Annotated in this window: 26 protein-coding genes and 1 riboswitch; of the genes, 14 read left to right on the forward strand and 12 right to left on the reverse strand. The window is 69.8% G+C overall.

Features of this window, described 5'->3' with window-relative positions:
* Positions 1 to 20: 20 nt before the first annotated feature.
* From E5671_RS30660 to E5671_RS30670, 3 genes are all read right to left on the reverse strand, one after another.
* On the reverse strand, positions 21 to 899 hold the full coding sequence (locus E5671_RS30660) for an ABC transporter permease (RefSeq protein ID WP_160507126.1): 879 nt from the start codon (positions 897 to 899) through the stop codon (positions 21 to 23).
* A complete protein-coding gene (locus tag E5671_RS30665) occupies positions 896 to 1,690 on the reverse strand; it encodes an ATP-binding cassette domain-containing protein (RefSeq protein WP_160507127.1) in 795 nt (264 codons plus the stop codon). The genes E5671_RS30660 and E5671_RS30665 overlap by 4 nt, the downstream gene beginning before the upstream one ends.
* A gap of 178 nt (positions 1,691 to 1,868) precedes the next feature.
* Positions 1,869 to 2,285, reverse strand: a complete 417-nt coding sequence (locus tag E5671_RS30670; protein WP_160507128.1) for a Fur family transcriptional regulator — start codon at positions 2,283 to 2,285, stop codon at positions 1,869 to 1,871.
* Between the two features lie 126 nt (positions 2,286 to 2,411).
* Between E5671_RS30670 and E5671_RS30675 the strand changes: the two genes are divergently transcribed.
* Entirely contained in the window at positions 2,412 to 3,881 is a 1,470-nt protein-coding gene (locus E5671_RS30675) for a catalase (RefSeq protein ID WP_160510509.1), read from the forward strand.
* 83 nt (positions 3,882 to 3,964) lie between these two features.
* Here the strand turns inward: E5671_RS30675 and E5671_RS30680 are convergent, their stop codons facing one another.
* The gene (locus E5671_RS30680; RefSeq protein ID WP_160507129.1) at positions 3,965 to 4,366 is read right to left on the reverse strand and encodes a CBS domain-containing protein; all 402 of its coding nucleotides are present in this window, start codon (positions 4,364 to 4,366) and stop codon (positions 3,965 to 3,967) included.
* 145 nt (positions 4,367 to 4,511) lie between these two features.
* The gene (gene hisN / locus E5671_RS30685) at positions 4,512 to 5,312 is read right to left on the reverse strand and encodes a histidinol-phosphatase (protein WP_160507130.1); all 801 of its coding nucleotides are present in this window, start codon (positions 5,310 to 5,312) and stop codon (positions 4,512 to 4,514) included.
* Between the two features lie 162 nt (positions 5,313 to 5,474).
* Here hisN and E5671_RS30690 point away from each other — a divergent pair, with 162 nt between their 5' ends.
* The gene (locus E5671_RS30690; protein ID WP_160507131.1) at positions 5,475 to 6,080 is read left to right on the forward strand and encodes a TetR/AcrR family transcriptional regulator; all 606 of its coding nucleotides are present in this window, start codon (positions 5,475 to 5,477) and stop codon (positions 6,078 to 6,080) included.
* Between the two features lie 27 nt (positions 6,081 to 6,107).
* On the opposite strand, the gene E5671_RS30695 is transcribed toward E5671_RS30690, so the two are convergent.
* The 4 genes from E5671_RS30695 to E5671_RS30710 all read right to left on the reverse strand — a co-directional run bounded on the left by E5671_RS30695 (position 6,108) and on the right by E5671_RS30710 (position 9,651).
* Positions 6,108 to 6,431 (reverse strand): DMT family transporter, encoded by a 324-nt coding sequence (locus E5671_RS30695; RefSeq protein ID WP_160507132.1) that lies wholly within the window; start codon positions 6,429 to 6,431, stop codon positions 6,108 to 6,110.
* Positions 6,432 to 6,540: 109 nt separating this feature from the next.
* On the reverse strand, positions 6,541 to 7,554 hold the full coding sequence (gene rsgA / locus E5671_RS30700) for a ribosome small subunit-dependent GTPase A (protein WP_160507133.1): 1,014 nt from the start codon (positions 7,552 to 7,554) through the stop codon (positions 6,541 to 6,543).
* 16 nt (positions 7,555 to 7,570) lie between these two features.
* On the reverse strand, positions 7,571 to 8,887 hold the full coding sequence (gene aroA, locus E5671_RS30705; RefSeq protein WP_160507134.1) for a 3-phosphoshikimate 1-carboxyvinyltransferase: 1,317 nt from the start codon (positions 8,885 to 8,887) through the stop codon (positions 7,571 to 7,573).
* Positions 8,888 to 8,928: 41 nt separating this feature from the next.
* A complete protein-coding gene (locus E5671_RS30710; RefSeq protein ID WP_160507135.1) occupies positions 8,929 to 9,651 on the reverse strand; it encodes a M50 family metallopeptidase in 723 nt (240 codons plus the stop codon).
* A 61-nt stretch (positions 9,652 to 9,712) separates the two neighbouring features.
* Between E5671_RS30710 and E5671_RS30715 the strand changes: the two genes are divergently transcribed.
* The 10 genes from E5671_RS30715 to E5671_RS30760 all read left to right on the forward strand — a co-directional run bounded on the left by E5671_RS30715 (position 9,713) and on the right by E5671_RS30760 (position 19,771).
* A complete protein-coding gene (locus E5671_RS30715) occupies positions 9,713 to 10,528 on the forward strand; it encodes an SOS response-associated peptidase (protein ID WP_160507136.1) in 816 nt (271 codons plus the stop codon).
* A gap of 1 nt (position 10,529) precedes the next feature.
* Positions 10,530 to 11,171, forward strand: a complete 642-nt coding sequence (locus tag E5671_RS30720; RefSeq protein ID WP_160507137.1) for an alpha/beta family hydrolase — start codon at positions 10,530 to 10,532, stop codon at positions 11,169 to 11,171.
* 221 nt (positions 11,172 to 11,392) lie between these two features.
* Positions 11,393 to 12,073 carry a sigma-70 family RNA polymerase sigma factor gene (locus E5671_RS30725; protein ID WP_336605886.1) on the forward strand — a complete coding sequence of 227 codons (681 nt, stop codon included), beginning with the start codon at positions 11,393 to 11,395 and terminating at the stop codon, positions 12,071 to 12,073.
* On the forward strand, positions 12,070 to 12,414 hold the full coding sequence (gene rsrA, locus E5671_RS30730; protein ID WP_160507139.1) for a mycothiol system anti-sigma-R factor: 345 nt from the start codon (positions 12,070 to 12,072) through the stop codon (positions 12,412 to 12,414). Before E5671_RS30725 ends, rsrA begins: the two co-directional genes overlap by 4 nt.
* 194 nt (positions 12,415 to 12,608) lie before the next feature.
* Positions 12,609 to 13,961, forward strand: a complete 1,353-nt coding sequence (locus E5671_RS30735; protein WP_160507140.1) for an HD-GYP domain-containing protein — start codon at positions 12,609 to 12,611, stop codon at positions 13,959 to 13,961.
* A complete protein-coding gene (locus E5671_RS30740; protein WP_336605887.1) occupies positions 13,958 to 15,199 on the forward strand; it encodes an HD-GYP domain-containing protein in 1,242 nt (413 codons plus the stop codon). The genes E5671_RS30735 and E5671_RS30740 overlap by 4 nt, the downstream gene beginning before the upstream one ends.
* Positions 15,200 to 15,301: 102 nt before the next feature.
* Complete coding sequence (locus E5671_RS30745; protein WP_160510510.1) at positions 15,302 to 16,282, forward strand: hypothetical protein; 981 nt, start codon at positions 15,302 to 15,304, stop codon at positions 16,280 to 16,282.
* A gap of 64 nt (positions 16,283 to 16,346) precedes the next feature.
* Positions 16,347 to 16,997: a peptide deformylase gene (gene def / locus E5671_RS30750; protein ID WP_160507142.1), complete on the forward strand. Its 651-nt coding sequence runs from the start codon at positions 16,347 to 16,349 to the stop codon at positions 16,995 to 16,997.
* A gap of 306 nt (positions 16,998 to 17,303) precedes the next feature.
* Positions 17,304 to 18,425, forward strand: coding sequence for an epi-isozizaene synthase (gene cyc1 / locus E5671_RS30755; RefSeq protein WP_336605888.1), 1,122 nt, complete (start codon positions 17,304 to 17,306; stop codon positions 18,423 to 18,425).
* Positions 18,422 to 19,771 carry a bifunctional albaflavenone monooxygenase/terpene synthase gene (locus E5671_RS30760; protein WP_160507143.1) on the forward strand — a complete coding sequence of 450 codons (1,350 nt, stop codon included), beginning with the start codon at positions 18,422 to 18,424 and terminating at the stop codon, positions 19,769 to 19,771. The genes cyc1 and E5671_RS30760 overlap by 4 nt, the downstream gene beginning before the upstream one ends.
* Here the strand turns inward: E5671_RS30760 and E5671_RS30765 are convergent.
* From E5671_RS30765 to E5671_RS30775, 3 genes are all read right to left on the reverse strand, one after another.
* Positions 19,725 to 20,726 carry a helix-turn-helix domain-containing protein gene (locus E5671_RS30765; RefSeq protein ID WP_160507144.1) on the reverse strand — a complete coding sequence of 334 codons (1,002 nt, stop codon included), beginning with the start codon at positions 20,724 to 20,726 and terminating at the stop codon, positions 19,725 to 19,727. The two genes, E5671_RS30760 and E5671_RS30765, sit on opposite strands and share 47 nt — an antisense overlap.
* A 243-nt stretch (positions 20,727 to 20,969) precedes the next feature.
* A complete protein-coding gene (locus E5671_RS30770) occupies positions 20,970 to 21,992 on the reverse strand; it encodes a ribonucleotide-diphosphate reductase subunit beta (RefSeq protein WP_202121324.1) in 1,023 nt (340 codons plus the stop codon).
* Positions 21,992 to 24,412 carry a ribonucleoside-diphosphate reductase subunit alpha gene (locus E5671_RS30775; protein ID WP_160507145.1) on the reverse strand — a complete coding sequence of 807 codons (2,421 nt, stop codon included), beginning with the start codon at positions 24,410 to 24,412 and terminating at the stop codon, positions 21,992 to 21,994. Before E5671_RS30775 ends, E5671_RS30770 begins: the two co-directional genes overlap by 1 nt.
* A gap of 137 nt (positions 24,413 to 24,549) precedes the next feature.
* Positions 24,550 to 24,673: riboswitch (cobalamin riboswitch) on the reverse strand.
* Positions 24,674 to 24,777: 104 nt separating this feature from the next.
* On the opposite strand from E5671_RS30775, the gene E5671_RS30780 reads away from it, so the two are divergent.
* On the forward strand, positions 24,778 to 25,017 hold the full coding sequence (locus E5671_RS30780; RefSeq protein WP_160507146.1) for a hypothetical protein: 240 nt from the start codon (positions 24,778 to 24,780) through the stop codon (positions 25,015 to 25,017).
* Complete coding sequence (locus E5671_RS30785; protein WP_160507147.1) at positions 25,007 to 25,321, forward strand: type II toxin-antitoxin system PemK/MazF family toxin; 315 nt, start codon at positions 25,007 to 25,009, stop codon at positions 25,319 to 25,321. The genes E5671_RS30780 and E5671_RS30785 overlap by 11 nt, the downstream gene beginning before the upstream one ends.
* The last annotated feature ends 28 nt before the right edge of the window (positions 25,322 to 25,349 follow it).

The raw sequence follows: 25,349 nt of genomic DNA on the forward strand, positions 1-25,349 counted from the left end.
GAGCGCATTCGTACGTACGTTCATGACTGGCTTCTGCCGCGGTCGCGCGGGGCCCACGGGGTGAGCAACCGGCCCGCGATGCGCACCAGTTCGGAGAAGACGACGCCGAGCACGGCCACGCAGACGATGCCGACGAACATCACGTCGTTCTGGAACAGCGCCCGGGAGTCGAAGATCAGGTGGCCGAGGCCGTTCGACGCCGCGATCTGCTCCGACGCCACGATCACCAGGACCGCGACGCCCGCCGCGATCCGCGCGCCCACGAGCACGGCGGGCAGCGAGGCGGGCAGCAGGACGTGGCGGAACATCTGCCACGGCGAGGCGCCGAAGACCTGGCCGGCGTCGCGATGCCCTGAGGGCACGGCGAGCACCGCCGCCATCGTCGAGATCCAGACGAAGAAGAAGACGGTGGCCGCCACGAGCGCGATCTGCGGGCCCTCCCCGAGGCCGAACATGTTCAGGAAGACGGGCAGCAGGGCCAGCTTCGGTACGACGTACAGCGCGTCCAGGAGCGGTTCGAGCGCCGCGCGCACGAGGGAGAGCGAGCCCATGAGGAGGCCGAGCGCGTAGCCGGTGACCGTGCCGATCGCGTAGCCGGCGAGCACGCGCTTGAGCGTGGCCCAGACGTCGGGCCACAGGTCGCCGTCCGCCGCGCGCTCCCAGCCGTCCTCGAGGATGGTCTGGGGAGCGGGGTAGACGCGGTCGTCGATCCAGGCCTGGGTGGCGGCCAGCTGCCAGAGGAGGATCAGGGCGAGGGGGACGGCGACGGCGAGGCCGGTCTCCAGGGTGCGGCGCCTGCGGTGGGTGCGGGCGGGGTGCAGTTCCTGGGGGCCGGGCTTGCGGACGAGCACGCCGTCCTGGGGTTCTTCGGGCGCTCTGGGTGAGGTGGTCGTCGTCATGCCGCTGCCGCCTCGTCCTGCGAGTCCTCGCGGACCACCTCGCCGCGCAGCAGGTCCCACAACTCGCCCTTGAGGGCGGTGAATTCAGGGGTCGCTCGTACGTCTCCGGTGCGGGGCCTCGGGAACGGCGGGCGGTGTTCGGCGATGATGCGGCCCGGCCGGGCGGACATGACCAGGACGCGGTCGCCGAGGACGATCGCCTCTTCGAGGCTGTGGGTGATGAAGAGGGTGGTGGTGCGGGTGGTCTGGGTGAGGTCGAGGAGTTCGTCCTGGAGGATCGTGCGGAGCTGGGCGTCCAGGGCCGCGAACGGCTCGTCCATCAGGAGGATCTCGGGCTCCACGGCCAGGGCGCGGGCGATGGCCACGCGTTGGCGCATGCCGCCGGAGAGGGTGGCGGGGTAGGCGTCGGCGAAGTCGGCGAGGCCTAGGCGGGTCAGCCAGTCCGTGGCGCGGGCGTTCGCCTCGCGGCGGGGGACCTTCTGGATGTCCAGGCCGAAGCGGACGTTGGCCTGGACGGTCTTCCAGTCGTAGATGCCGTAGTCCTGGAAGATCATCGCGGCGGGTCGCTGCGCGGCTGTGCGGATGGTCAGCTCGCCCCTGCTGGGGCGCAGTAAGCCTGCGGCTATGCGGAGCAGGGTTGATTTTCCGCAGCCTGAGGGGCCGACTATGCAGGTGAATTCGCCTGGAGCGATCTCCAGGTCCACGGGGCCCAGCGCGTATACAGCCTTGGCGCCTCGGCCGAACGTTCTTGTTACTGCGTGGGCTTCTAGTTTGGGGTGCGGATCTCCCACGGTGTCTCCTTGCGGAGGGCAGGCGGATGTTGGGCGCCGCCGACCATATGACGCACCGTCAGATTCCGGAAGAGGTCTGCTCTGGCTGGGATTCGCTGCCGACTGCTGACCGTGGGTGGTTTGTGCCCACCCGTTCCGCCCTTGCGGAACGCCTGCCCACAAACCACAAAGGCGAGTGCTACGCCCCCGCGCAGCTGGGGCACGTGCCCCTGTATGTGACGTCCGCGCCCTCGATCGTGAAGCCGAAGCGTTCCGAGTCGGGGAGGCTGCTCAGGGGGTTGCCCGTGGGGTGGACGTCGCGGATCGTGCCGCACTTCGCGCACACCAGGTGCTGGTGGGGGCGGTGGGCGTTCGGGTCGTACCGCTTGGCCCTGCGGTCCGTCGAGACCTCGAGGACCTCGCCGATGGTGACCAGCTCGCCCAGGGTGTTGTAGACGGTCGCCCGGGAGATCTCGGGCAGCTTGTCCACGGCGCGGGCGTGCACCTCGTCCGCGGTCAGGTGTACGTGGTCCCCGTCGAGGACCTCGGCCACGACGCGCCGCTGCGCGGTCATGCGCCAGCCGCGGCCGCGCAGTCGTTCCAACAGGTCGCTCATGAGAACCAGCCTAGCAGGCGAGGAGCCTAACTCCCGACGAGGTGTGACTTTGGATGTTTACTTGACTTAGACAAAGTCCATCGTAGGATCGGGGTCAGCGAAACCCAAGGACAGGACTTGCAGGAAATGACGCAGGAGGCGCACGTGACGCAGGGACCGCTCACCACGGAGGCCGGCGCGCCGGTCGCCGACAACCAGAACAGCGAGACCGCTGGTGTCGGCGGTCCGGTGCTCGTGCAGGACCAGGCGCTGCTCGAGAAGCTCGCGCACTTCAACCGCGAGCGCATCCCGGAGCGCATCGTCCACGCGCGTGGCGCCGGTGCGTACGGCACCTTCACGCTGACCCGCGACGTCTCGCAGTGGACGCGTGCGAAGTTCCTCTCCGAGGTCGGCAAGCAGACGGAGACCTTCCTCCGCTTCTCCACCGTCGCGGGCAACCTCGGCTCCGCCGACGCCGTGCGCGACCCCCGTGGCTTCGCGCTGAAGTTCTACACGGAGGAGGGGAACTACGACCTGGTCGGGAACAACACCCCCGTCTTCTTCATCAAGGACGCCATCAAGTTCCCCGACTTCATCCACACGCAGAAGCGCGACCCGTACACGGGCTCGCAGGAAGCCGACAACGTCTGGGACTTCTGGGGCCTGAGCCCCGAGTCGACCCACCAGGTCACCTGGCTCTTCGGCGACCGCGGCATCCCGGCGACGCTGCGCCACATGAACGGGTACGGCTCGCACACGTACCAGTGGAACAACGAGGCCGGCGAGGTCTTCTGGGTCAAGTACCACTTCAAGACCGACCAGGGGATCAAGAACCTGACGGCGGCCGACGCAGCGAAGCTCGCGGGTGAGGACCCCGACTCCCACCAGCGGGACCTGCGCGAGGCCATCGAGCGCGGCGACTTCCCGTCCTGGACCGTGCAGGTCCAGATCATGCCGGCGGCCGAAGCGGCGACGTACCGCTTCAACCCGTTCGACCTCACCAAGGTGTGGCCGCACGAGGACTACCCGCCGATCGAGATCGGCAAGCTGGAGCTCAACCGCAACCCGGAGAACATCTTCGCCGAGGTCGAGCAGTCCATCTTCAGCCCCGCCCACTTCGTGCCCGGCATCGGTCCCTCCCCGGACAAGATGCTCCAGGGCCGCCTCTTCGCGTACGGCGACGCCCACCGCTACCGCGTCGGCATCAACGCCGACCACCTGCCGGTGAACCGCCCGCACGCCACCGAGGCGCGCACCAACTCGCGTGACGGCGCGCTGTACGACGGCCGCCACAAGGGCGCGAAGAACTACGAGCCGAACTCCTTCGGCGGCCCGTTCCAGACGGACCGGCCGCTGTGGGTGACCACCCCGGTCAGTGGTGGCACGGGCAACCACGAGGCGCCCTCGCACACCGAGGACAACGACTTCGTGCAGGCGGGCAACCTCTACCGCAAGATGTCCGAGGACGAGAAGGCGCGGCTGATCGAGAACCTCGCGGGCAACATCGCGGGTGTCTCGCGCGACGACATCGCCGAGCGCGCGATCAACAACTTCCGTCAGGCGGACGGCGACTTCGGCAAGCGTCTTGAGGCCGCGGTCCAGGCCCTGCGCGGCTGAGACCGTTTGTCGTAGGGAGAACAGGCGGGCCGGATCCCTTCGGGTGTCCGGCCCGCCTGCCGTTCACGGGTCGCGGGGAGTGCTCAGGCCGTGAGCGTGCGCGCGGGGCGCCTGCTCGGGGCCCAGCAGCGGATGATGTCGCGGACCGAGACGATGCCGGTCGGTTCGTTCCCGTCCATCACGATCAGGTGCCGGAAGCCGCCGTGCGCCATGGCGTCGGCCGCCTCCTCCAGGGTCCATGACGGGGCGGCGAAGACGACATCGGTCGTGGTGTGGGTGCCTGCGGTCTCGGTGTCGGGATTCTGGCCGAGTCCCAGCGAGATGAGGACGTCGCGCTCGGTCAGGATTCCCAGACCGGAGTTGTCGGAGTCGAGGACGACGGCCGCGCCGACGCAGCGCGTCGACATCAGACGGGCGGCCTGGCGCAGTGTGTGGGCGGGACCGATGGTGAGGACCACCGTGCTCATGGCGTCGCGGACGAGCATGGGCTTGAGCCACCTCCTGAGTGGACCGCAAGAGAAGCGATTCACAAGTTCACAAGTGGGGGGACTCTCAGAGTCGCAGCCATGCGGGTCGTCAACAAGGGGGCGCGTGCTGCCGGTCAGGGCGTGCGCCCGAGGGGCGTACGCCTCAGTAGCGCTGGTTGAGGTAGCCGAGCAGCTCGTCGTGGAGCAGTCCGTTCGACGCCGCGGCGTTGCCGCTGTGCGGGCCCGGAATGCCGTCGAGGCCGGTGAAGGTGCCACCCGCCTCGGTCACGATGATCGCGGTCGCCGCCATGTCCCAGAGCGAGAGCTCGGGCTCCGCGCAGATGTCGACCGAGCCCTCGGCGACCATCATGTACGGCCAGAAGTCGCCGTAGCCCCGGGTGCGCCAGACCGCGCGCGTGAGGTCCATGAACCCGTCGAGGCGGCCCTGCTCCTCCCAGCCCGTGAGCGAGGAGTACGCGAAGGAGGCGTCCTGGAGCCGCGAGACCTTGGAGGCGTGGAGCCTGGTCGCGGAGGTCAGGCTGCGCCCGGTGTAGGCACCCGCGCCCTTCGCGGCCCACCAGCGCCTGCCGAGCGCGGGCGCCGAAACGACACCCACCACCGGCTGGAAGCCGCCCTCGCCCGCCTCCATCAGGGAGATCAGCGTGGCCCAGACCGGCACCCCGCGTACGTAGTTCTTGGTGCCGTCGATCGGGTCGATCACCCAGCGGCGGGGGCCCGTGCCCTCGACTCCGTACTCCTCGCCGAGGATCGCGTCGCGCGGCCGGCCCCGCTTCAGGTTCGAGCGGATCAGCTCCTCGGCCGTTTTGTCCGCCTCGCTCACCGGCGTCATGTCCGGCTTGGTCTCCACCTTGAGGTCGAGAGCCTTGAACCGGTCCATCGTCGCGGCGTCGGCGGCGTCCGCGAGGACGTGGGCAAGACGCAGATCATCGTGGTAGTCGGGCATGAGTGAACAGTATCGATCTCGTTGTGCCTGAGCCACAGCGCCGTATGTCCGGGCCATTCCGGGACATGACGCATACCGTGCCAGGTCGCGCCGGGCCTATTGACACCGCTCCCGAGCGCGTCAACTCTGACCGCAGAGCCGCTTCGGCCCCGGGAGGCGACGATGCCTGCGGCACGGGAATCCTTACTGGACGCGGCTAAAACGGCGCTCGCCCGCCGACCGTGGCCCGGCGTCCGCATGGTCGATGTCGCGGCCACCGCCGGGGTGTCACGGCAGACCCTCTACAACGAGTTCGGCAGCAAGGACGGCCTCGCCCGCGCCCTGCTCCGGCGCGAGACCGACGCCTATCTGCACGGCGTGGAGCGGGCGTTGGCCACGGAGGGCGGCCCGGTGGACCGGCTCGCCGCCGTGGGCGCCTGGACGATCGCCGCCGCCCGCGCGAACGAACTCACGCGGGCCATGCTCACCGGCTGCTGGAGCGAACGCCTGCCCGCGCCGAGCAGGCCCGGGGTCTCCGCCTCGCCCGTACCGGCACAGCGGCGCGCGGACGCGGGCGTCCCCTCGCCCGCCGAACTGCTCGCCCTCGTCCGGGACAAGGCGGTGAACGCGCTGGACGGCAGGGCGCGGCCGAAGGACACGGAAGAGCTGGCCATGGCCTGCGAGAGCGCCGTGCGGATGGCCTTGTCGTACGTCGTCGCGCCCTCGCCCACAGACGTGGATCCCGTGGAGCTGGTGCGTGGGGTTCTCGGGCACTGGACCGGCGCCTGAGGACCCCCGCGAGCAGGTCGGATCAGGTCAGTGGGCGGAGCCGGAGAGCTGCAGGCCGATGACGCCGACGATCACCAGCGAGATCGACACGAGCTTGAGGGTGGAGACCACGTCACCGAGGAAGATCATTCCGTAGATCGCGGTGCCCGCGGCGCCGATGCCCGTCCAGACCGCGTACGCGGGCCCCACGTCGAGCTTCCGCAGCGCGAGCGTGAGGAGACCGAAGCTGCCCAGGGCGAAGGCCGCGAAGGTGATCGTCGGCCAGAGTCGGGTGAAGCCGTGCGAGAGCTTGAGGCAGACCGCGAAACCGGTCTCCAGGAACCCCGCGACGATGACCAGCAGCCACGCCATGTATCTGCCTCCCGCAACCGTACGTTCGGTGACCGCTTCGCCTGGCCTGGATCAGGCCTGGTGCGATTATGCCTTTGCCACTGTGCCCGGGGCGCAAACAACGGCGAGGTCAGTCGTCCTCGCGTCGCTCACGGGTCGCCAGGAGCCTGCGCAGGGAGTAGAGACGCGCCGGATCCGCGTGCCCCTCCTCCACCCACGCGTCGAGCGCGCAGTCCGGCTCGTCGTGGCCGCACGCGCGCGGACAGTCCTCCGTCCCCGGCACCAGGTCCGGGAAGGCGAGGATCACGCGGGACGGGTCGACGTGGTGCAGGCCGAAGGACCGCACGCCGGGCGTGTCGACCACCCACCCGCCGGGCGAACCCGCGAGCGGGAGCGCGAGCGCCGACGTGGTGGTGTGGCGGCCGCGGCCCGTGACGGCGTTGACGTGCCCGGTGCTGCGCCGGAGCTCCTCGGGGACCAGGGCGTTCACCAGCGTCGTCTTGCCCACACCGGAGTGGCCGACGAACGCGGTGACCTTGCCGTCGAGCACCTCGCGCACCCGGGCGAGGTCCGTCTCGTCGGTGAACTCCTCGCGGCTGGTGACCACATAGGGCATGTCGAGGGTGGAGTAGGTCTCCAGGATCTTGTCGGCGGACGCCAGGTCGGACTTGGTCAGGACGAGGAGCGGCGTGAGGCCGCCGTCGTACGCCGCCACGATGCAGCGGTCGATCAGGCGCGTGCGCGGCTCCGGATCGGCGAGGGCGGTGACGATGGCCAGCTGGTCGGCGTTGGCGACGACCACGCGCTCGTACGGGTCGTCGTCGTCTGCCGTGCGCCGCAGGACGGACGTACGCGGCGAGATGCGCACGATGCGCGCGAGGGTGTCCTTCTTGCCGGAGAGATCACCGACGAGCGAGACGCGGTCGCCCACCACGGCGGCCTTGCGGCCCAGTTCGCGGGCCTTCATGGCCAGGACGATCCGGTCGTCGACCAGGACCGTCAGGCGGCCCCGGTCGACGGTGAGGACCATGCCGTCGGACGCGTCCTCGTGCTTGGGCCTGATGTGCGTGCGCGGGCGGTTGCCCTTGCGGTTGGGGCGGACGCGGATGTCGTCCTCGTCGGGGTTCTTTCCGTAGCGGCGCATGTTCTGGATCCGCCCGTCAGTTCCCGAGCATTCCGGTCCAGAGGTCGGGGAAGTCGGGCAGCGTCTTCGCCGTCGTCGCGACATTCTCGATCTGTACGCCCTCCACCGCCAGGCCGATGATGGCGCCCGCGGTGGCCATGCGGTGGTCGTCGTACGTGTGGAAGATCCCGCCGTGCAGGCGGTGCGGACGGATGTGCAGGCCGTCGGCGGTCTCGGTGACGTCGCCGCCGAGTTCGTTGATCTCCTTGGTGAGGGCCGCCAGGCGGTCCGTCTCGTGCAGCCGCAGGTGAGCGACGCCCCGCAGGGTCGAGGGGGAGTCGGCGAGGGCCGCGACGGCCGCGATGCCGGGGGTGAGCTCGCCGACCTCGCTCAGGTCCACGTCGATGCCGTGGATCGACCCGGAGCCGGTGAACACGAGCCCCTGCTCGGTCAGTTCGCAGGAACCGCCCATCTCGGTGAAGATCTCCCGCAGCTTGTCGCCGGGCTGCGTGGTGTGCGCGGGCCAGTCGGGGATGGTCACGCGGCCGCCGGTGACCAGGGCCGCCGCCAGGAACGGCTGGGCGTTCGAGAGGTCGGGCTCGACGGTCAGATCGCGGCCGAGCAGGGCACCGGGGGTGACCCGCCACACGTTCGGCTCGCCGCCCGACTCCGGGGTGTCCACCTGGGCGCCGACCGCGCGGAGCATGTCGACGGTCATCCGGATGTGCGGCATGGAGGGCAGGGCGGAGCCGGTGTGCCGTACCTCGACACCCTGGTTGAAGCGCGGGCCCGAGAGCAGCAGGGCGCTCACGAACTGGGAGGACGAGGAGGCGTCGATCTCGACCGGGCCGCCGTCCAGGGCGCCCGCGCCGTGCACGGTCAGCGGCAGCGCGCCACGGCTGTCGTCATCGATGCGGGCACCGAGCGCGCGCAGGGCGTCGATCACGCCGTTCAGCGGCCGCTCGTACGAACGGGGGTCGCCGTCGAAGCGGATCGCGCCGTCGGCGAGGGCGGCGACCGGGGGCAGGAAGCGCATGACCGTGCCCGCGTTGCCCACGTCGACCGTGGCGGGGCCGTGCAGACCGGAGGGGATGACACGCCAGGCCTCACCGGAACCGTCCGGGCCCACGCCTTCCTCGATGCCGACGCCGAGCGCGCGCAGGGCGCCCGCCATCAGGAGGGTGTCGCGGGAGCGCAGCGGCCGGCGCAGCCAGCCGGGCTCGGCGGCGAGGGCGGCGAGGACGAGGCCGCGGTTGGTGACCGATTTGGACCCGGGCACATGGACCGTCGCGGCGACGGCTCCGCTCGCGTGCGGGGCTGGCCAGAGGGTGCTGTGCGCTGGGTTTGCGGTCATGCCCCCACTTTAGTGGCAGAGAGCTGAGGGGTCGTCGCTGCTCAGAGGCCGAGCAACCAGCGTCCGCCGCCTATCAGCGAGCACAGTGAGACGGCGTGGAAGAGGAAGAGCCACATCCCCGCGGGCACGTGAGTGAGCCGGGACAGCTGGTCCGCGTCCGAGTCGCCCGCGCCCCCGCGCCTGCGCTTGGACTGCAGCTCGAAGGCGGGACGTACGCCTCCCAGGAGCAGGAACCACACCACCGCGTACGCGAAGGCCGCCTGCACCTGCGAGCTGGTCAGCCAGGAGACGAGCAGGAAGGTCCCGCCGGTGACGATCATCGTGAGGGCGCCGTACGCGTTGCGGATCATGACCAGCATCACGAGGAGCAGCGCCGTCGCGATCCACAGGAACGCCGTGATGTGACCGGCGGCGAGGAGCGCGGCGCCGCCGAGGCCGAGCAGGGGCGGTGCGGTGTAGCCCGATGCCGCGGTCAGGATCATGCCGAGGCCGGTGGGCTTGCCGCGGGAGACGGTGAGGCCGCTGGTGTCGGAGTGCAGCCGGATGCCGTCGAGGCGGCGGCCGGTCAGCAGGGCGATCAGGCCGTGGCCGCCCTCGTGCGCGATGGTGATGGCGTTGCGGGCTATGCGCCAGACGCCGTGCGGGACGACGACGGCGAGCGCGACGAGGCCGGTGGCGATGACCAGCCACTCGTCGGGGGCGGCCTGCGTGCCGAAGACCCGGTCCCAGAGGTCGGTCAGGCTGGCGTTCGCGGTGCTTTCCATTGCTCGTGCCATTGTCGGGACCGGCTCCTCTGGTCGTACGGGGTCTGGCAGTCTGGCACGTATGTGCGGACGGTATGCATCGAGTCGTAGGCCCGAGGATCTCGCAGGAGTCTTTGAGATCGAGAAGTGGGAGCCCGAGGAGGCGCTCGCCCCCGATTTCAACGTGGCTCCGACCAAGGAGGTCTACGCGGTCCTGGACCGTCCAGTGAAAGACGCGGAAGACCCCGCCCCGGTTCGCCAGCTGCGCACGCTCAAGTGGGGACTCGTGCCGTCCTGGTCCAAGACGCCCGAGGGCGCTGCCCGGATGATCAACGCCCGCGCGGAGACGGTGCACGAGAAGCCCTCCTACCGCCGGGCCTTCACCTCACGCCGCTGCGTCATCCCGGCCGACGGCTACTACGAGTGGGTCACCGGCTCCGGCGAGCGCGATCTGGAGGTCGAGGGCAAGAAGAAGCGCCCCCGCAAGCAGCCGTACTTCGTGACGCCCGCCGACGGCTCGGTCTTCGCGATGGCGGGGCTCTACGAGTTCTGGCGGGACAAGACACTGCCGGACGAGCACCCCCTGGCCTGGTGGGTGACGTGCACGGTGATCACCACGGAGGCGGAGAGCTCGCCCCTCGCGGTCGCCCCCGAGGAAGGCCCGCGCACGCTGGCCGACATCCACCCGCGGATGCCCCTGATGCTGACGCCGGACCGCTGGGACGCCTGGCTCGACCCCTCGCGCACGGACGTCGAGGACCTGCGGCCGCTCCTTGAGCCGCCGCCGCACGGCCTGATGCGGGCCTACCCGGTGTCGACGGCGGTCAGCAACGTACGCAACAACGGCCCGGAGCTTCTGAAGGAGCTGGAGGGGCCCGAGGAAGGCACACTCTTCTGACGTGACCAAGAGTGAGATCGTTTTGACAGACGCGGGTGACGCGCGCATCACCTGGCACCCCGCCCCGAAGGCCGAAACACGCCTGATCCTGGCCCTAAGCCACGGAGCCGGCGGCGGCATCGAGGCCCGCGACCTGAAGGCCATCGCAGCGGCTCTGCCCGCGCACGGCGTCACCGTCGCCCTGGTGGAGCAGCCCTGGCGCGTCGCGGGCAAGAAGCTGGCGCCCGCTCCGAAGACGCTGGACGTGGGATGGCGCGGCCTGTGGCCCGCGCTCGCCAAGCCCGGCCTCCCGGTGATCGCGGGCGGCCGCAGCGCAGGGGCTCGCGTCGCGTGCCGTACGGCCACCGAACTCGGCGCCGCCGCCGTGCTCGCCCTCAGCTTCCCGCTGCACCCGCCGGGCAAGCCGGAGAAGTCACGCGCGGAGGAACTGCTCGGGGCAGGGGTGCCGACCCTCGTCGTGCAGGGCGGGAACGACCCCTTCGGGAAGCCCGCCGAGTTCCCGGAGGGAGCGTACGAACTAGTAGAGGTCCCCTACGGCGATCACGGCTTCGCGATCCCCAAGCGCGCGGACATCACCGAGGCCGAGGCCATGACGCGCATCACGGATGGCGTCATCAGGTGGGCGGGAATGTTGGGTGCGTGACCTCTGTTGTGCCGAACAGACGTTAAACGCTGTTCGTACGAGAGGAAGTCCGCCGCATGGGTTCGACCGTATGCCCGGCCCGCTCCAGCGCCTCTGACCTGGAATGGACGGTGCTGAGCGCACCCAAGGCCGCTCCTATTCGGGCGGCGGCGGGACCGGATCGTCGTCTATCCTCCGATTCGAGTGGGACTGCTTTTGGTCTCACCACGTCTTTGGAGGAGGTGGGTCCGGTCACTGGGACCGACGCAGGGGCCGAGAACGGCCAGGCGGAGCGACCCGACGGAAGCGCTGAGACGTCGGCGGAGCGCACCGCCCGCTTCGAGCGGGACGCCCTGGGCTTCCTCGACCAGATGTACTCGGCGGCGCTGCGCATGACGCGCAACCCGGCGGACGCGGAGGACCTGGTGCAGGAGACCTACGCCAAGGCGTACGCGTCGTTCCACCAGTTCCGTGAGGGCACCAACCTCAAGGCGTGGCTGTACCGCATCCTTACCAACACGTTCATCAACTCGTACCGCAAGAAGCAGCGCGAGCCCCAGCGCAGCGCCGCCGAGGAGATCGAGGACTGGCAGCTCGCGCGTGCCGAGTCGCACATGTCCACCGGTCTGCGCTCGGCCGAGTCGCAGGCGCTCGATCACCTGCCGGATTCCGACGTGAAGTCGGCGCTGCAGGCGATCCCCGAGGAATTCCGCATCGCCGTCTATCTGGCCGACGTAGAGGGCTTTGCGTACAAGGAGATCGCGGACATTATGGGGACACCCATCGGTACGGTGATGTCCCGGTTGCACCGCGGCCGTCGCCAACTGCGCGGCATGCTCGAGGACTACGCCCGCGACCGCGGCCTCGTCCCCGCCGGCGCCGCGTCAGAGTCGTCGAACGAAGCGAAAGGCTCAGGCTCATGAGCTGCGGAGAGCCGCACGAGACGGATTGCAGTGAAGTCCTGGACCATCTGTACGAGTTCCTGGACCACGAGATGCCGGACAGTGACTGCACCAAGTTCGAGACGCACTTCGAGGAGTGCTCTCCGTGCCTGGAGAAGTACGGCCTGGAGCAGGCGGTCAAGAAGCTGGTGAAGCGCTGCTGCGGCCAGGACGACGTGCCCACCGACCTGCGCGCCAAGGTCATGGGTCGCATCGACCTGATCCGCTCCGGCGAGGCCGTGCCCGAGCACGACGTGACGGTGGAGACGACGACGGCCGACGCCGGTGTGTCAGCCAAGAGTCTGAGGGCCAAGGAAGCCTGATCTTCCGGTAGTTGAGTGTGAGCAGGCCGTGACGGGAGTCCGTCACGGCCTGCTTTTCTTCTGTGCCCCGTCGTTCACTGTCACTCGTACGTGCCAATTTCCGCGAGGGGGGCTCGGAGCGGACGGCAGTCGTTCTAGTCTCCGGACCTTGGAACGTGGTCCGTGGGGGCGGTCACGGGGGAGGAGACGGTGCCATGCGGTCCATCGCCCCATGGGCGCGCGCCTACATCCTGTGCGCCGCCCTGGCCGGTGCCGCCTGCGCCGCGCCCGCGCTGACCTCGTCGCGCACGCCGTGGGGCGCGCTCGCCCTGCTCGCCGCGCTCTACGCCGGGTGTGAGCAGATCACGCGGTGCCGGGTGATCGGCCGCCGCGCCGGGCCCGGACTCAACGGCCTCGGCACGTTCTTCCCCGTGCTGCTCGCCGCCGTCTTCCTGCTGCCGCCCGCGGCCGCCGCCCTCGTCGCGGTGCCGGGGGCGCTGCTCGCCCGCGTCGAGCGACGCCCCCGGTGGGTGCGCAGGGTCTGGCGCGCGGCCCAACTCGCCCTGGCCGCCTGGGCTTCGGCGTGGACGTACGGAGCGCTCGGCGGTCGCGAGGCCGTGGCCGCGCCCGACTTTCCGTACGCGCTCGCGCCCGCGGGGGCGGCCGTCCTCGCCTTCTCCGCCGTACTGACCTTGCTCGACGGCGGCATCCTGGCCACCGCGGAACGGGTGCCGGTGCGGACCGCGTGGCGGGGGCTCTTCCTGCGGTCGTTCGCGCCGGTCGCGGTGCACGGACTCGCCGGACTGATGATGGCGGTGCTGTGGCGAAGTCCGTACGGGCCGCTCGCCGCGCTCCTCGTGCTGCTCCCGATGGGCGTCTCCTGCTGGGTCTTCGCGCAGTACCACCGCGAGCGCGCCGCGCATCAGGCCACCATCCGGGCGCTCGTACAGGCCGTCGACATCAAGGACCGGTACACGCGCGGGCACAGCGAGCGCGTGGGGCGGGCCTCCGTGATGATCGCGCGGGAGCTGGGGATGGCGGACGAGCGGGTGGAGAGCCTGCGGTTCGCCGGGATCCTGCACGACGTCGGCAAACTCGGCGTACCGACCCGGCTCCTTCGCAAGGACGGGCCGCTGACCCCCGAGGAACGGCGGGTCATCGAGCTGCATCCCGAGTACGGGCACGAGATGGTGCGCGGGATCGGATTCCTGGGGGAGGCACGGGCGGCGATCCTCCACCACCACGAGCGGATGGACGGCAGCGGGTATCCCTACGGGCTCGTGGGGCGGCAGATTCCGGAGTTCGCCCGGGTGGTGGCCGTCGCGGACGCGTTTGACGCCATGACGTCCACCAGGTCCTACCGGCGGGGGAGGCCTGTCGCCGCTGCTGTGGCCGAGCTGTCCCGGTGCGCGGGGGCGCAGTTCGACCCTGTGATGGTTGCCGCGTTGCAGCGGGCGCTGGACCGGCACGGGTGGCATCCCGCTGTCACGGCGGACACCGGCGAGGTGCCCGCGCCCCGCCGAGGGACGTCCAGCGTTCCCTCGGCCCCCGGGACGGCCTCACGGTGAGGGCCGTCACGGGGTTCACCTACGGCGCCGCCGGGCTGCTCACTCTCCTTGGTCTCGGGTGGACCCTCTGGCACGGCGTTGCCGAAGGGGGGATCGCGCTTGCCTTCGGAGGGCTCGTCGCCGTGGGGGAGCTGGCCCGGTGGGGTACGGGAGGGAGCGACCGGGAGCCCGCGCCGCTCGGGGCCGCGGGCGCGCTCGCGTACGCGCTGCTGGGTGAGATCGGGGGGCGGCCCACGCACCACGGAGTCCTCCAGGTGATCGCTGTGGTCGTCGCGGCCGCGCTCGTCGGTGCCGTGCCGCATGTGGCGCTCGGCAAGGGGCCCGCCCTCGATCACGTGGCCCGGCGCGTGCTCACCGTCGGATTCGCCGCCGCATGCTTCCAACCGCTCTACAACGCGGGGAAGTTGGGGGAGTGGGTGGGGCAGGGCCCCGCCTTCGCCGTCGTCATCGGCGCGCTGCTCGTCCTGACCGCCCTGTGCGACGCCGTGCTCGCCGCGGCCATGGCGCACGCCCGCACCGGGTGGCCCTTCGCACCGCTCCTGCGCGACGAGCTGCGGGCCATGCTCGGCATCGGGTCCGCCGTGTGCGCGACGGGGGCCGTCATGGCGCTCGCGGTCGCCGTGGCGGGGCTCTGGGCGCTGCCGGTGTTCAGCCTGCCGCTGCTCCTGACCCAGCTGTCGTTCGGGCGGTACGCCGCGGTGCGGACCACCTACCGGCAGACCATCACCTCCCTCGCGCGGTCCACCGAGATCGCCGGGTACACCCCGCAGGGCCACGCACGCCGCGTGGCCGCCCTCAGCCGGGCCGTCGGGCGTGAGCTGGGGCTCTCCGCGCCGGACCTCGCCGTCCTTGAGCACGCGGCGCTGATGCACGACATCGGGCAGCTCTCCCTCGTCGACCCCGTGCCGGCGGGCGCGACCGCCGCCCTGCCGGACGCGGAACAGCGGCGGATCGCCCTGCTCGGGGGCGCCGTCGTGCGTCAGACGGGGGTGGACGGCGACGTCGCCGTGGTCGTGGAGCGGCAGGCGGACCCGTACCGCGATCAGCCGCTCACCGCCCGTATTGTGCGAGCCGCCAACGCGTACGACGAGATGGCCAGGGGAGAAGGTCCCACAGGCCCTCTCCACGCCCTGGAGCGGCTGCGGCTCGGCACGGGCCGTGACTATCAGCCCGAGGTGGTGGAAGCCCTGGCCCGGGTGCTTTCGCGGGGCGGTCATAGCTTGCCGCCGGTTGGGTAACCCATGGGTAATGAGCGGCCGTCCGACCGTACGTGGTTGGATGCGAAGAGGGCCCTCGGGCACAGCGGAACACAGGAACTCAAGTACCGGCAGGCGGGAATCGTGAGGATCTTCGGCAAGGGACGGCACCGGCCCTCCGCCTCATGGCGGCAGGCCACCGACCGCGCCTTCACGCTGATCGGCGACGGGCGGTACGAGGACGCGGGCGCGCTGCTTACCCGCGCGGCGGACCTGGAGCCGTGGCTCTCGGAGTCCTGGTTCAACCTCGCGCTGCTCCACAAGTTCCGGCACGACTGGGAGCAGGCACGGGCCGCGGGCCTGCGTGCCGTCGCGCTGCTCGACCGGTCGCAGGGCGCCCCCGACTGGTGGAACGTGGGGATCGCCGCCACCGCACTCCAGGACTGGCCCCTTGCCCGGCGCGCCTGGCAGGCGTACGGCCTGAAGGTGCCCGGCGGGGTGGCCGCCTCCGGGGAGCCCACCGGCATGGACCTGGGCAGCGCCGCCGTGCGGCTCTCGCCCGAGGGTGAGGCCGAGGTCGTGTGGGGGCGCAGGCTCGACCCCGCCCGCATCGAGGTGCTCTCCATTCCGCTGCCGTCCTCCGGGCGCCGCTGGGGCGAGGTCGTGCTGCACGACGGCGTTCCGCACGGCGAGCGGACGACGGGGGCCGGGGACTCGTATCCCGTCTTCGACGAAATCGAGCTGTGGGCTCCCTCACCCGTTCCCACCTGGGTGGTTCTCCTGGAGGCCGCCACCGAGGACGACAGGGACGCCCTGGAGAAGCTCGCCGCCGACGCGGGCTTCGCCGCCGAGGACTGGTCCTCGTCCGTACGGCTGCTGTGCCGCATGTGCTCCGAGAGCCGCATGCCGAGCGACGAGGGCGACGGCGAGCACCTGGACCCGCACGACCACAGCGAGCCGGGTCACCCCGGGCCGCTCGGCCACCGCAGCCCCGGCGCCCTGTGGGTGCCCGAGCGCGAGTGCGGCATCGCGGCGCCCGCCGCCCTGGTGCGCGGCCTGCTCGACGGCTGGGTCGCGGACAGCCCGGACTCCCGCGACTGGCGGGATCTGGAAGAGGTCTGCTGACTCCTGGCCGTAGGCTGTACCGGCACTATCTCTTGTGGGTTCCCAGGAAGGCGTACGTCGGACAATGGCGCAGGACACTGAGCAGCAGGCCTCGGGCGGGGTCCTCCCCGTAGACGACGAGGGCTTCGTCATCGACACGGAGGACTGCGAGGAGCGGGAGACGGCCTACCGCGAGCGCGGCACGTCCCGGCCCATCACGGTCGTCGGCAACCCTGTGCTGCACAAGGAGTGCAAGGACGTCACCGCCTTCGACGCCGATCTTGAGCAGCTCGTCGCCGACATGTTCGCCAGCCAGCGGACCGCCGAGGGCGTGGGCCTGGCCGCCAACCAGATCGGCGTCGACCTGAAGGTCTTCGTCTACGACTGCATGGACGACGAGGGCAGGCGGCACGTCGGCGTGGTCTGCAACCCCGTCGTGCGCGAGCTCCCCGCGGACCGGCGCCGCCTGGACGACTCGAACGAGGGCTGCCTCTCGGTGCCCACGGCCTACGCCGAGCTGGCCCGCCCGGACTTCGCGGAAGTGACCGGGCAGGACGAGAAGGGCAACCCCATCAAGGTGCGGGGCACCGGCTACTTCTCCCGCTGCCTCCAGCACGAGACGGACCACCTGTACGGCTACCTCTACATCGACCGCCTGTCCAAGCGTGACCGCAAGGACGCGCTGCGGCAGATGGAAGAGGGCACCCCGCGCTACCCCGTCGTGCCGAACGCCTGAGCCGACTCCAGACACGGGCGCACCACGCGCCACCTGCGGCCCCTGGCCGGGAACTCCTTCCCGGCCAGGGGCCGTTCGCATGAACCGACACCAACCGGTCAGCTGTGCGATCAAATCAGGCTCATGGTGATCCTTAATCAGTCACGTACGGGGATTTTCTCGGCACTGGGGGGTAGTGAATGGCGCAAATCTGTTCCCTGAACGGTCAGTTGTGGTGCTGAATGGAAAGCGCGGGGATACACAACGGCGCGCGCCCGGTACGGCGGGAGGGGCGTGCGTTTTCACGCGGCTGAGAGGGGTTTGTCCGTGCCTGCATATGCACACAGCACTTCACCGACACAGACGCACGCGCCGGCGGTATCCGTGCCACCGGCGTTGGCACTTCCGGTGATCGAGTCGGGGTTTCCTCGTCAACTGCACCCGTATTGGCCACAGCTCCAGGAGAAGTCCAGGACGTGGCTGCGCGAAATGCGCCTCATGCCCGCGGACAAGGTCGAGCGGTACGCGGACAGCCTGTGCTACACGGACCTGGTGGCGGGCTACTACATTGGCGCACCCGATGAGTTGCTCAGTGCGATAGCCGACCTCAGCAGTTGGTTCTTCGCGTGGGACGACCGGCACGACCGCGACTCGGTGCACGGCAGGGCGGCGCAGTGGCGCCGGCTGTGCCGCGGGCTCCACGAGACGCTCCGGGCGCCCCGGCAGCAACTGCGCCACCGCGACCCTCTGGTAGCGGGATTCGCGGACTGCGTCCTCCGGTTGTACTCCCACCTCGGCCCCAGCTGGAACGCCCGGTTCGCCCGGCATTTCCACAGCGTGATCGAGGCGTACGACCTGGAGTTCAGGAACCGCAGAACGGGCACGGTCCCGACGGTCGAGGCCTACATCGAGCTCCGCAGACTCACGTTCGCGCACTGGACGTGGATCGACCTGCTCGAGCCCACGGCGCGCCGTGAACTGCCTCCGGCGGTGCGGAAGCATCCCGCGTACCGGCGGGCGGCGCTCGCCACGCAGGACTTCTCCGCCTGGTACAACGACCTGTGCTCGCTCCCCAAAGAACTCGCGGGAGATGAATTGCACAATCTCGGGATCAGTCTGATCCAGCACGAGGGACTTTCCCTGGAAGAAGCCGTGGCGGAAGTGCACGCGCGGGTCACCCGATGCATATCGGATTTCCTCGTGGCGGAAAAGGAAGTACTGCGGCTCGCCGGGCAATTGGCCGACGGAAGCGTACAGGGGAGGGAACTCTCGGACGCGCTGGAATCGTGCGTCGCCAACATGCGGAACTGGTTCTCTTCCGTGTACTGGTTCCACCACGAATCCGGCCGCTACCGGGTGGACAGCTGGGACGACAGGTCCATTCCTCCGTACGTGAGCGACGCCGCAATGAGCGACCTGGCCGAAACTGAATTGGTAGGTGAGGAATGAGCGTCGAATCCGCGATACCCGCGACAATGACTCCACCGCTCGTCAGCGGTGGTGCCCCGCTCATCGGTCACGCCTGGAACCTGGTGCGCGACCCCCTCGGCTTCCTCGCCGCGCTGCGGGATCATGGTGATCTCGTACGCATAAGGCTGGGACCCAAGACCGCGTACGCGGTCTGCGACCCCGTGTTGGTCGGGCAGCTCCTGAGGAGCCCCGACTACGTCGTCGGAGGGCCGCTCTGGGACACCCTGGAAGTGCTCCTCGGCAAGGGCGTGGCGACCAGCAACGGAAAGCTGCACCGGCGTCAACGGCGCATGATGCAGCCCGCGTTCAGGCGCGAGCGGGTCGCCGGCTACGCCAAGGTGATGGAGGAGGAGGCCCGCATGGCGGCCGCGCGCTGGCGGCCGGGCGACACGGTCGACATCAACGCGGAGATGTTCCGCACCGCCGTGCGCGTCGTGTCCCGCTCGCTCCTGGAGGTCGACGCGATCAGCGAGAAGGCGGACCGCATCGCCGAATCGCTGCACACCGTCTTCGAGGGTCTCTACCGCAGGATGGTTCTCTCGGTCGGGCCGCTGTACCGCGTGCCGACCCAGGGCAACCGCCGCTTCCAGAACGCGCTCGCCGATCTGCACGCACTGGTCGACGAGATCGTCGCCGAAGGCAGGGCGGCGGGTGCGGATCAGGACGATCTGCTGGCCGAAATGCTGCGGGCGCGCGATGAATCAGGGCAGCCGCTCAGCGACCAGGAGGTCCACGACCACGTGATCTCCCTTGTCGTGGCGGGCGCCGAGAATATCGCGTCTACCCTGGCGTGGACGTTCCATCTGCTGGCCCAACACCCCGAGCAGGAAAGGCGATTGGTTGAAGAAGTAAATGCCGTGGCACCGGACCGGGAGATCACATTCGCCGACCTCGGGGACCTGCCGCACACCCGGAATGTCGTCACCGAGGCCATGCGTATACAACCGGCCGCCTGGATATTCACCCGCAGGTCGGTTGGAGAGACCAACCTGGGTGGCTACCGTATTCCGGCCGGTGCCGACATCGTCTACAGCGTGTACGCGATGCAGCGCGATCCGCGTTCCTTCGAGCAGCACCTCGAGTTCGACCCGGACCGCTGGAGCCCGGAACGTGCGGGTGACATACCGGAGTTCGCGATGATGCCGTTCGGTACCGGTAACCGCAAGTGCCCTGGCGACCATTTCAGCCTGGTCGAACTGGCCATCATCCTGGCGACGGTGGCCCCGAAGTGGCACCTGGCGCCGGTCGCGGAGACCGACGCCGACACGAAGATCGGGATCACGCTACAGCCGAAGAAGCTGGTTCTCCGGGCCGAGCGGCGCTGACGGCCGGGCCGCGGAAGGTGCGGCGGTAGGCGTTCGGCGTGGTGCCGAGCGCCCGCAGGAACTGGTGGCGCATCGCTGCGGCGTTGCCGAAACCGGCACGCCCGGCGATGGCGTCCACTGTCTCGTCCGAGCCTTCGAGCAACTCCTGGGCAAGCAGCACGCGTTGGCGCAGGAGCCAGCGGTAGGGCGTGGTGCCGGTCTCCTGCTGGAAGCGGCGCGCGAAGGTGCGCGGCGACATGTGCGCACGCTCGGCGAGCCGCTCGACGGTGATCTCCTCGTCCAGATGGCGCTCCATCCAGGCGAGTACCCCGCCCACGGTGTCGCATGCCGATCGCGGCAGCGGGCGCGTCACGAACTGGGCCTGCCCGCCGTCGCGATGGGGCGGTACGACCATGCGCCGGGCGATGGCGTTGGCGACCTCGGTCCCGTGCTCCTGGCGCACGATGTGCAGGCAGGCGTCGATCCCGGCGGCGGTGCCCGCCGACGTCACGACCGGGCCCTCGTCCACGTACAGGACGTCGGGTTCGACCCGGGCGCGCGGATAACGCACCGCGAGCTCCGTGGAGTGCTGCCAGTGCACGGCGCAGCGGCGCCCGTCGAGCAGCCCCGCGGCGCCGAGCACGAAGACGCCGGAGCAGACGGAGAGGATGCGGGCCCCGCGGTCCACCCCGCGGCGCAGGGCGGCGAGCAGCTCCTCGGGATAGTCGCGGGCCACGAACGACTGGCCCGCGGGGACGGCGATGAGGTCGGCTTCTTCGAGCCGGTCGAGGCCGTACGGAGTGGTGATCGAGAACCCGGCGTGATTGCTCAGGGACCCGCTCTCCGCGGCGACCACCGCGAAGTCGTACACGGGAAGACCCTCGTCGCTCCGGTCGAGGCCGAACACCTCGCAGACGACGCCGAGTTCGAAGGGATTCACGCCGTCGAGCAGCACGACGGCCACGTTGTTCAGCATGGGCGCCAGTGTGCCGCGGTCTTGGCAGTAAGTCGATGGTGTGTGGCAGTCCTGCCACTGACACTACGGTCCGGCGCGCAGGACAGTGAGGACATGAACGCATTCCTCGGATACGCGACTGTCCTGACCGTCCTCCTCCTGCTGGCCGCACCCTCGCTCGTCGGGTACGTCCACGACCGCCGGATCGACCGCGAGCTGCGCGAGGCGGCACGCGCCCCGCACAGCTCACGGCAACCGGACGTACTAGAACTCGTCGTCGAAGGAGACCGAGCCCTCGACCGCGACCTGGTAGGCGGAAGGCCGCCGCTCGAAGAAGTTGGTCAGCTCCTGGACACCCTGGAGCTCCATGAACGAGAACGGGTTTGAGGAGCCGTAGACCGGCGCGAAGCCGAGCCGCTGGAGCCGCTGGTCGGCGACGCACTGCAGGTACTCGCGCATGGAGTCGGTGTTCATGCCGGGCAGGCCCTCACCGCACAGGTCGCGCGCGAACTGCAGCTCGGCCTCGACGGCCTCCTTGAGCATGTCCGTGACCTGCGTCCGCAGCGCGTCGTCGAAGAGCTCCGGCTCCTCCTTGCGGACGGTGTCGACGACGTCGAAGGCGAAGCTCATGTGCATCGTCTCGTCGCGGAACACCCAGTTGGTGCCGGTGGCGAGGCCGTGCAGCAGACCGCGCGAGCGGAACCAATAGACGTAGGCGAAGGCACCGTAGAAGAAGAGGCCCTCGATGCACGCGGCGAAGCAGATCAGGTTCAGCAGGAAGCGGCGCCGGTCGGACTTGCTCTCAAGACGGTCCATCTTCTCGACGGAGTCCATCCACCGGAAGCAGAACTCGGCCTTCTCGCGGATGGAGGGGATCTCCTCGACCGCGTCGAAGGCGGCGGCGCGGTCGTCCGGGTCCGGCAGATAGGTGTCGAGCAGCGTCAAGTAGAACTGGACGTGCACGGCCTCCTCGAAGAGCTGGCGGCTCAAGTAGAGCCGTGCCTCGGGGGAGTTGATGTGCTTGTAGAGCGTGAGCACGAGGTTGTTGGAGACGATCGAGTCGCCGGTCGCGAAGAACGCGACCAGGCGGCCGATCATGTGCTGCTCGCCGGGCGAGAGCTTGGCGAGGTCGGCGACGTCCGAGTGGAGGTCGACCTCCTCCACGGTCCAGGTGTTCTTGATCGCGTCCCGGTAGCGCTCGTAGAAGTCGGGGTAGCGCATGGGGCGCAGGGTCAGCTCGAAGCCCGGGTCGAGGAGGTTCTTCTCGGCGTTGGTGGTGGAGCTCATTACTGGCAGGCCTCGCAGGACTCGGGGTTTTCCAGGGAGCAGGCGACGGCTTCTTCGGCCGTGGCCTGGGCAGGTACAGGGGAGGGGCCGGGGGTGGGGGCGGGCTCGGCGGATTCGCTCCGGCCCGCCGCCGCGCGGGCGATGCGGGTCGCCGGGCGCGAGCGCAGGTAGTACGTGGTCTTCAGACCCTGCTGCCAGGCGTAGGCGTACATCGAGGAGAGCTTGCCGATGGTCGGCGTCTCCAGGAACAGGTTCAGGGACTGCGCCTGGTCCAGGAACGGCGTGCGCGCGGCGGCCATGTCGATCAGGCCGCGCTGCGGGATCTCCCACGCGGTGCGGTAGAGCTCGCGCACCTCGGCCGGGATCCAACTGAAGCCCTGCACCGAGCCGTTGGCCTCGCGCAGCGCCTCGCGGGTCTGGGCGTCCCAGACGCCGAGCCGTTTGAGCTCCTGCACCAAGTAGGCGTTGACCTGGAGGAATTCACCACTCAGCGTCTCGCGCTTGAAGAGGTTGGAGACCTGCGGCTCGATGCACTCGTACACGCCCGCGATGGACGCGATCGTGGCGGTCGGCGCGATCGCGAGAAGCAGCGAGTTGCGCATGCCGGTCGCGGCGATGCGTTCCCGCAGCGCGGCCCAGCGCTCCGGCCAGGTCAGCTCGACGCCGTAGTGGTCGGGGTGCAGGACGCCGCGCGCGGTGCGGGTCTTCTCCCAGGCGGGCAGCGGGCCGTTGCGCTCGGCGAGGTCGGCGGATGCCTCGTACGCGGCGAGCATGATCCGCTCGGCGATGCGCGTCGAGAGGGCGCGCGCGGCGGGCGAGTCGAACGGCAGCTTCAGCTGGAAGAAGACGTCCTGCAGACCCATCGCGCCCAGGCCCACCGGGCGCCACCTGGCGTTGGAGCGGCCTGCCTGCTCGGTCGGGTAGAAGTTGATGTCGACGACGCGGTCGAGGAAGGTGACCGCGGTGCGGACGGTCTCGTCGAGCCGCTCCCAGTCGATGTCACCGGCAGCCGTGTCCACGAAGGCGCCGAGGTTCACCGAACCCAGGTTGCAGACGGCCGTCTCGCCGTCGTCCGTCACCTCCAGGATCTCCGTGCAGAGGTTGGAGGAGTGGACGGTGTGGCCGGGCTCCGCCGTCTGGTTGGCGGTGCGGTTGGCGGCGTCCTTGAAGGTCATCCAGCCGTTGCCGGTCTGCGCCAGGGTGCGCATCATGCGGCCGTACAGGTCGCGGGCCGGGATGGTCTTGCGGGCGAGCCCGGCGGCCTCGGCCTTGCGGTAGGCCGCGTCGAACTCGTCGCCCCACAGATCGACGAGCTCCGGCACGTCGGCCGGCGAGAACAGCGACCAGTCCTGGCTGGCTGCGACCCGGCGCATGAACTCGTCCGGGATCCAGTGCGCGAGGTTGAGGTTGTGCGTGCGGCGCGCGTCCTCACCCGTGTTGTCGCGCAGCTCCAGGAACTCCTCGATGTCGGAGTGCCACGTCTCCAGGTAGACCGCGGCGGCACCCTTGCGGCGCCCGCCCTGGTTCACGGCGGCGACGGAGGCGTCCAGCGTCTTCAGGAACGGCACGATGCCGTTGGAGTGACCGTTCGTGCCGCGGATCAGCGAACCGCGGGCGCGGATGCGGGAGTACGAGAGGCCGATGCCGCCCGCGTGCTTGGAGAGGCGCGCGACCTGGTGGTAGCGGTCGTAGATGGAGTCCAGCTCGTCCAGCGGGGAGTCGAGGAGGTAGCAGGAGGACATCTGCGGGTGGCGGGTGCCGGAGTTGAAGAGCGTCGGCGATGACGGCAGGTAGTCCAGGCGGCTCATCAGGCGGTACAGGGAGGCGACTTCGTCCACCGAACGCTGGCTGCCGTCTTCGGCGAGGCCGCTCGCGACGCGCAGCATGAAGTGCTGCGGGGTCTCGATGACGTGCCGGGTGATCGGGTGGCGAAGCAGATAGCGGCTGTGCAGGGTGCGCAGGCCGAAGTAGCCGAAGCGGAAGTCGGCGCCGTCGTCGAGGGCGGCCTGCACGAGCTCGTCCAGGCGCTCCGCGTGGTCGGTGACGAACGCGGCGGTACGGTCCGCGATCAGCCCCTCGCGGTGGCCGACGGCAACCGAGTCGGAGAAGCTGCGCACGCCCTGCGACGCGGCCTCGTCACGGATGCTGAGGCTGAGGAGCCTGGCCGCGAGCTGCGAGTAGGTCGGGTCCTCGGAGATGAGCCCGGCGGCCGCCTCGGTCGCGAGATCCCGCAGCTCCGCCACGTCGGCCTTGGCCGAACGGCCCCTCAGCGCCGCGGCGGCGACCCGGCCGGGGTCGGCGTCGGGGAGGTCGGCGGTGAGGTCGGTCAGGGTACGCAGCAGCGCGGTTCCTGGGCCGTCGGCGATCCGCGACTCGTCGGTGGTCTGCGCTGACGCAGGTTCGGCTGGCGCGATGGTCACGTGGAGCACTCCCTCGCTCGGCTCAGAGCCTCGGGGAGGGGTGAGTGACACACGGGGGCCGCCCCTGGGCAGGGCTGCGCTCCGCGTCCACCAGCCCATTCCACGAGGCCCGGACGTCGTTGGCACCCGGACCGGTCGGAACGGGCGCACTGTCGACAGGTCTTCGGACTTGCGAGCACGACAAATGCGTACTCATACACCGTTGCGGGACAGTTCCGGACTTGCACCGGATTCCCCTGCGGCGACAGCGAGCACGAGCATACATCTTGTGCTGGCGCTGCGAGGCAGCCCCATATCTTGTGTCGGCGGTGTGGCCTCGAACGCATAAGGGTTGCATGTAATGCGTTGCGTATTACAATGCGGGTATGACCCCCAAGACCATCAGTTTCCGCCCTGACGCCGAGACTCACCGCGAGCTGGAAGCGCTGGCAGAGGTCCGGGACATCACAGCTTCGGATGCCATAAGGCTCGCCATTCACGAGGCGTACGTCCGGGAGCAGTACCGCCGTGCCGCCGCGGAATTGGCAGCGTGGCGCAACGACCCCGCGTACCAGGCCGAGATGGCCGAGGTGCGAGAGGAAATGAACGAACTCCGTGCGTGGTGACGTCTACCGGCTGCGTGCCCGCAAGGATGCCGCCGGTCATGAGCAGCGGGGTACACGCTTCGCAGTGGTCCTGCAGACCGAAGCTCTCCATACATCCACGCTGATCGTGGCGCCGACATCGACGAGCGCTCGACCGGGCCTACTGCACCCGAAGCTGGACGCGGACGGCACTGCGACGGTGGTCCTCGTCGAGCAGATGGCCGCCGTGGACCCTGACCGGCTCGGCGATTGGTTCGGCCGCGTCGATCCGCAGGAGTGGGATGACGTCGAGCGAGCGGTGAAGCTGGTGCTGGGCCTCCTTTGACACGCGACAGCGGGCCGCCGGATTCCTC

The sequence above is a fragment of the Streptomyces sp. BA2 genome (assembly GCF_009769735.1).
In the GTDB taxonomy this organism is placed as follows: Bacteria; Actinomycetota; Actinomycetes; order Streptomycetales; family Streptomycetaceae; genus Streptomyces.

Coding starts and splice junctions, on each gene's coding strand:
- rsgA (WP_160507133.1), bottom strand. CDS start 7,554: ATGCGCCGCTACGGAAAGAACCCCGACGAGGACGACATCCGCGTCCGC.
- E5671_RS30710 (WP_160507135.1), bottom strand. CDS start 9,651: ATGGAAAGCACCGCGAACGCCAGCCTGACCGACCTCTGGGACCGGGTC.
- E5671_RS30715 (WP_160507136.1), top strand. CDS start 9,713: ATGTGCGGACGGTATGCATCGAGTCGTAGGCCCGAGGATCTCGCAGGA.
- E5671_RS30660 (WP_160507126.1), bottom strand. CDS start 899: ATGACGACGACCACCTCACCCAGAGCGCCCGAAGAACCCCAGGACGGC.
- hisN (WP_160507130.1), bottom strand. CDS start 5,312: ATGCCCGACTACCACGATGATCTGCGTCTTGCCCACGTCCTCGCGGAC.
- E5671_RS30670 (WP_160507128.1), bottom strand. CDS start 2,285: ATGAGCGACCTGTTGGAACGACTGCGCGGCCGCGGCTGGCGCATGACC.
- E5671_RS30770 (WP_202121324.1), bottom strand. CDS start 21,992: ATGAGCTCCACCACCAACGCCGAGAAGAACCTCCTCGACCCGGGCTTC.
- E5671_RS30765 (WP_160507144.1), bottom strand. CDS start 20,726: ATGCTGAACAACGTGGCCGTCGTGCTGCTCGACGGCGTGAATCCCTTC.
- def (WP_160507142.1), top strand. CDS start 16,347: ATGGCGCAGGACACTGAGCAGCAGGCCTCGGGCGGGGTCCTCCCCGTA.
- E5671_RS30680 (WP_160507129.1), bottom strand. CDS start 4,366: ATGCTCGTCCGCGACGCCATGAGCACGGTGGTCCTCACCATCGGTCCC.
- aroA (WP_160507134.1), bottom strand. CDS start 8,887: ATGACCGCAAACCCAGCGCACAGCACCCTCTGGCCAGCCCCGCACGCG.
- E5671_RS30780 (WP_160507146.1), top strand. CDS start 24,778: ATGACCCCCAAGACCATCAGTTTCCGCCCTGACGCCGAGACTCACCGC.
- E5671_RS30690 (WP_160507131.1), top strand. CDS start 5,475: ATGCCTGCGGCACGGGAATCCTTACTGGACGCGGCTAAAACGGCGCTC.
- rsrA (WP_160507139.1), top strand. CDS start 12,070: ATGAGCTGCGGAGAGCCGCACGAGACGGATTGCAGTGAAGTCCTGGAC.
- E5671_RS30760 (WP_160507143.1), top strand. CDS start 18,422: ATGAGCGTCGAATCCGCGATACCCGCGACAATGACTCCACCGCTCGTC.
- E5671_RS30675 (WP_160510509.1), top strand. CDS start 2,412: ATGACGCAGGAGGCGCACGTGACGCAGGGACCGCTCACCACGGAGGCC.
- E5671_RS30695 (WP_160507132.1), bottom strand. CDS start 6,431: ATGGCGTGGCTGCTGGTCATCGTCGCGGGGTTCCTGGAGACCGGTTTC.
- E5671_RS30735 (WP_160507140.1), top strand. CDS start 12,609: ATGCGGTCCATCGCCCCATGGGCGCGCGCCTACATCCTGTGCGCCGCC.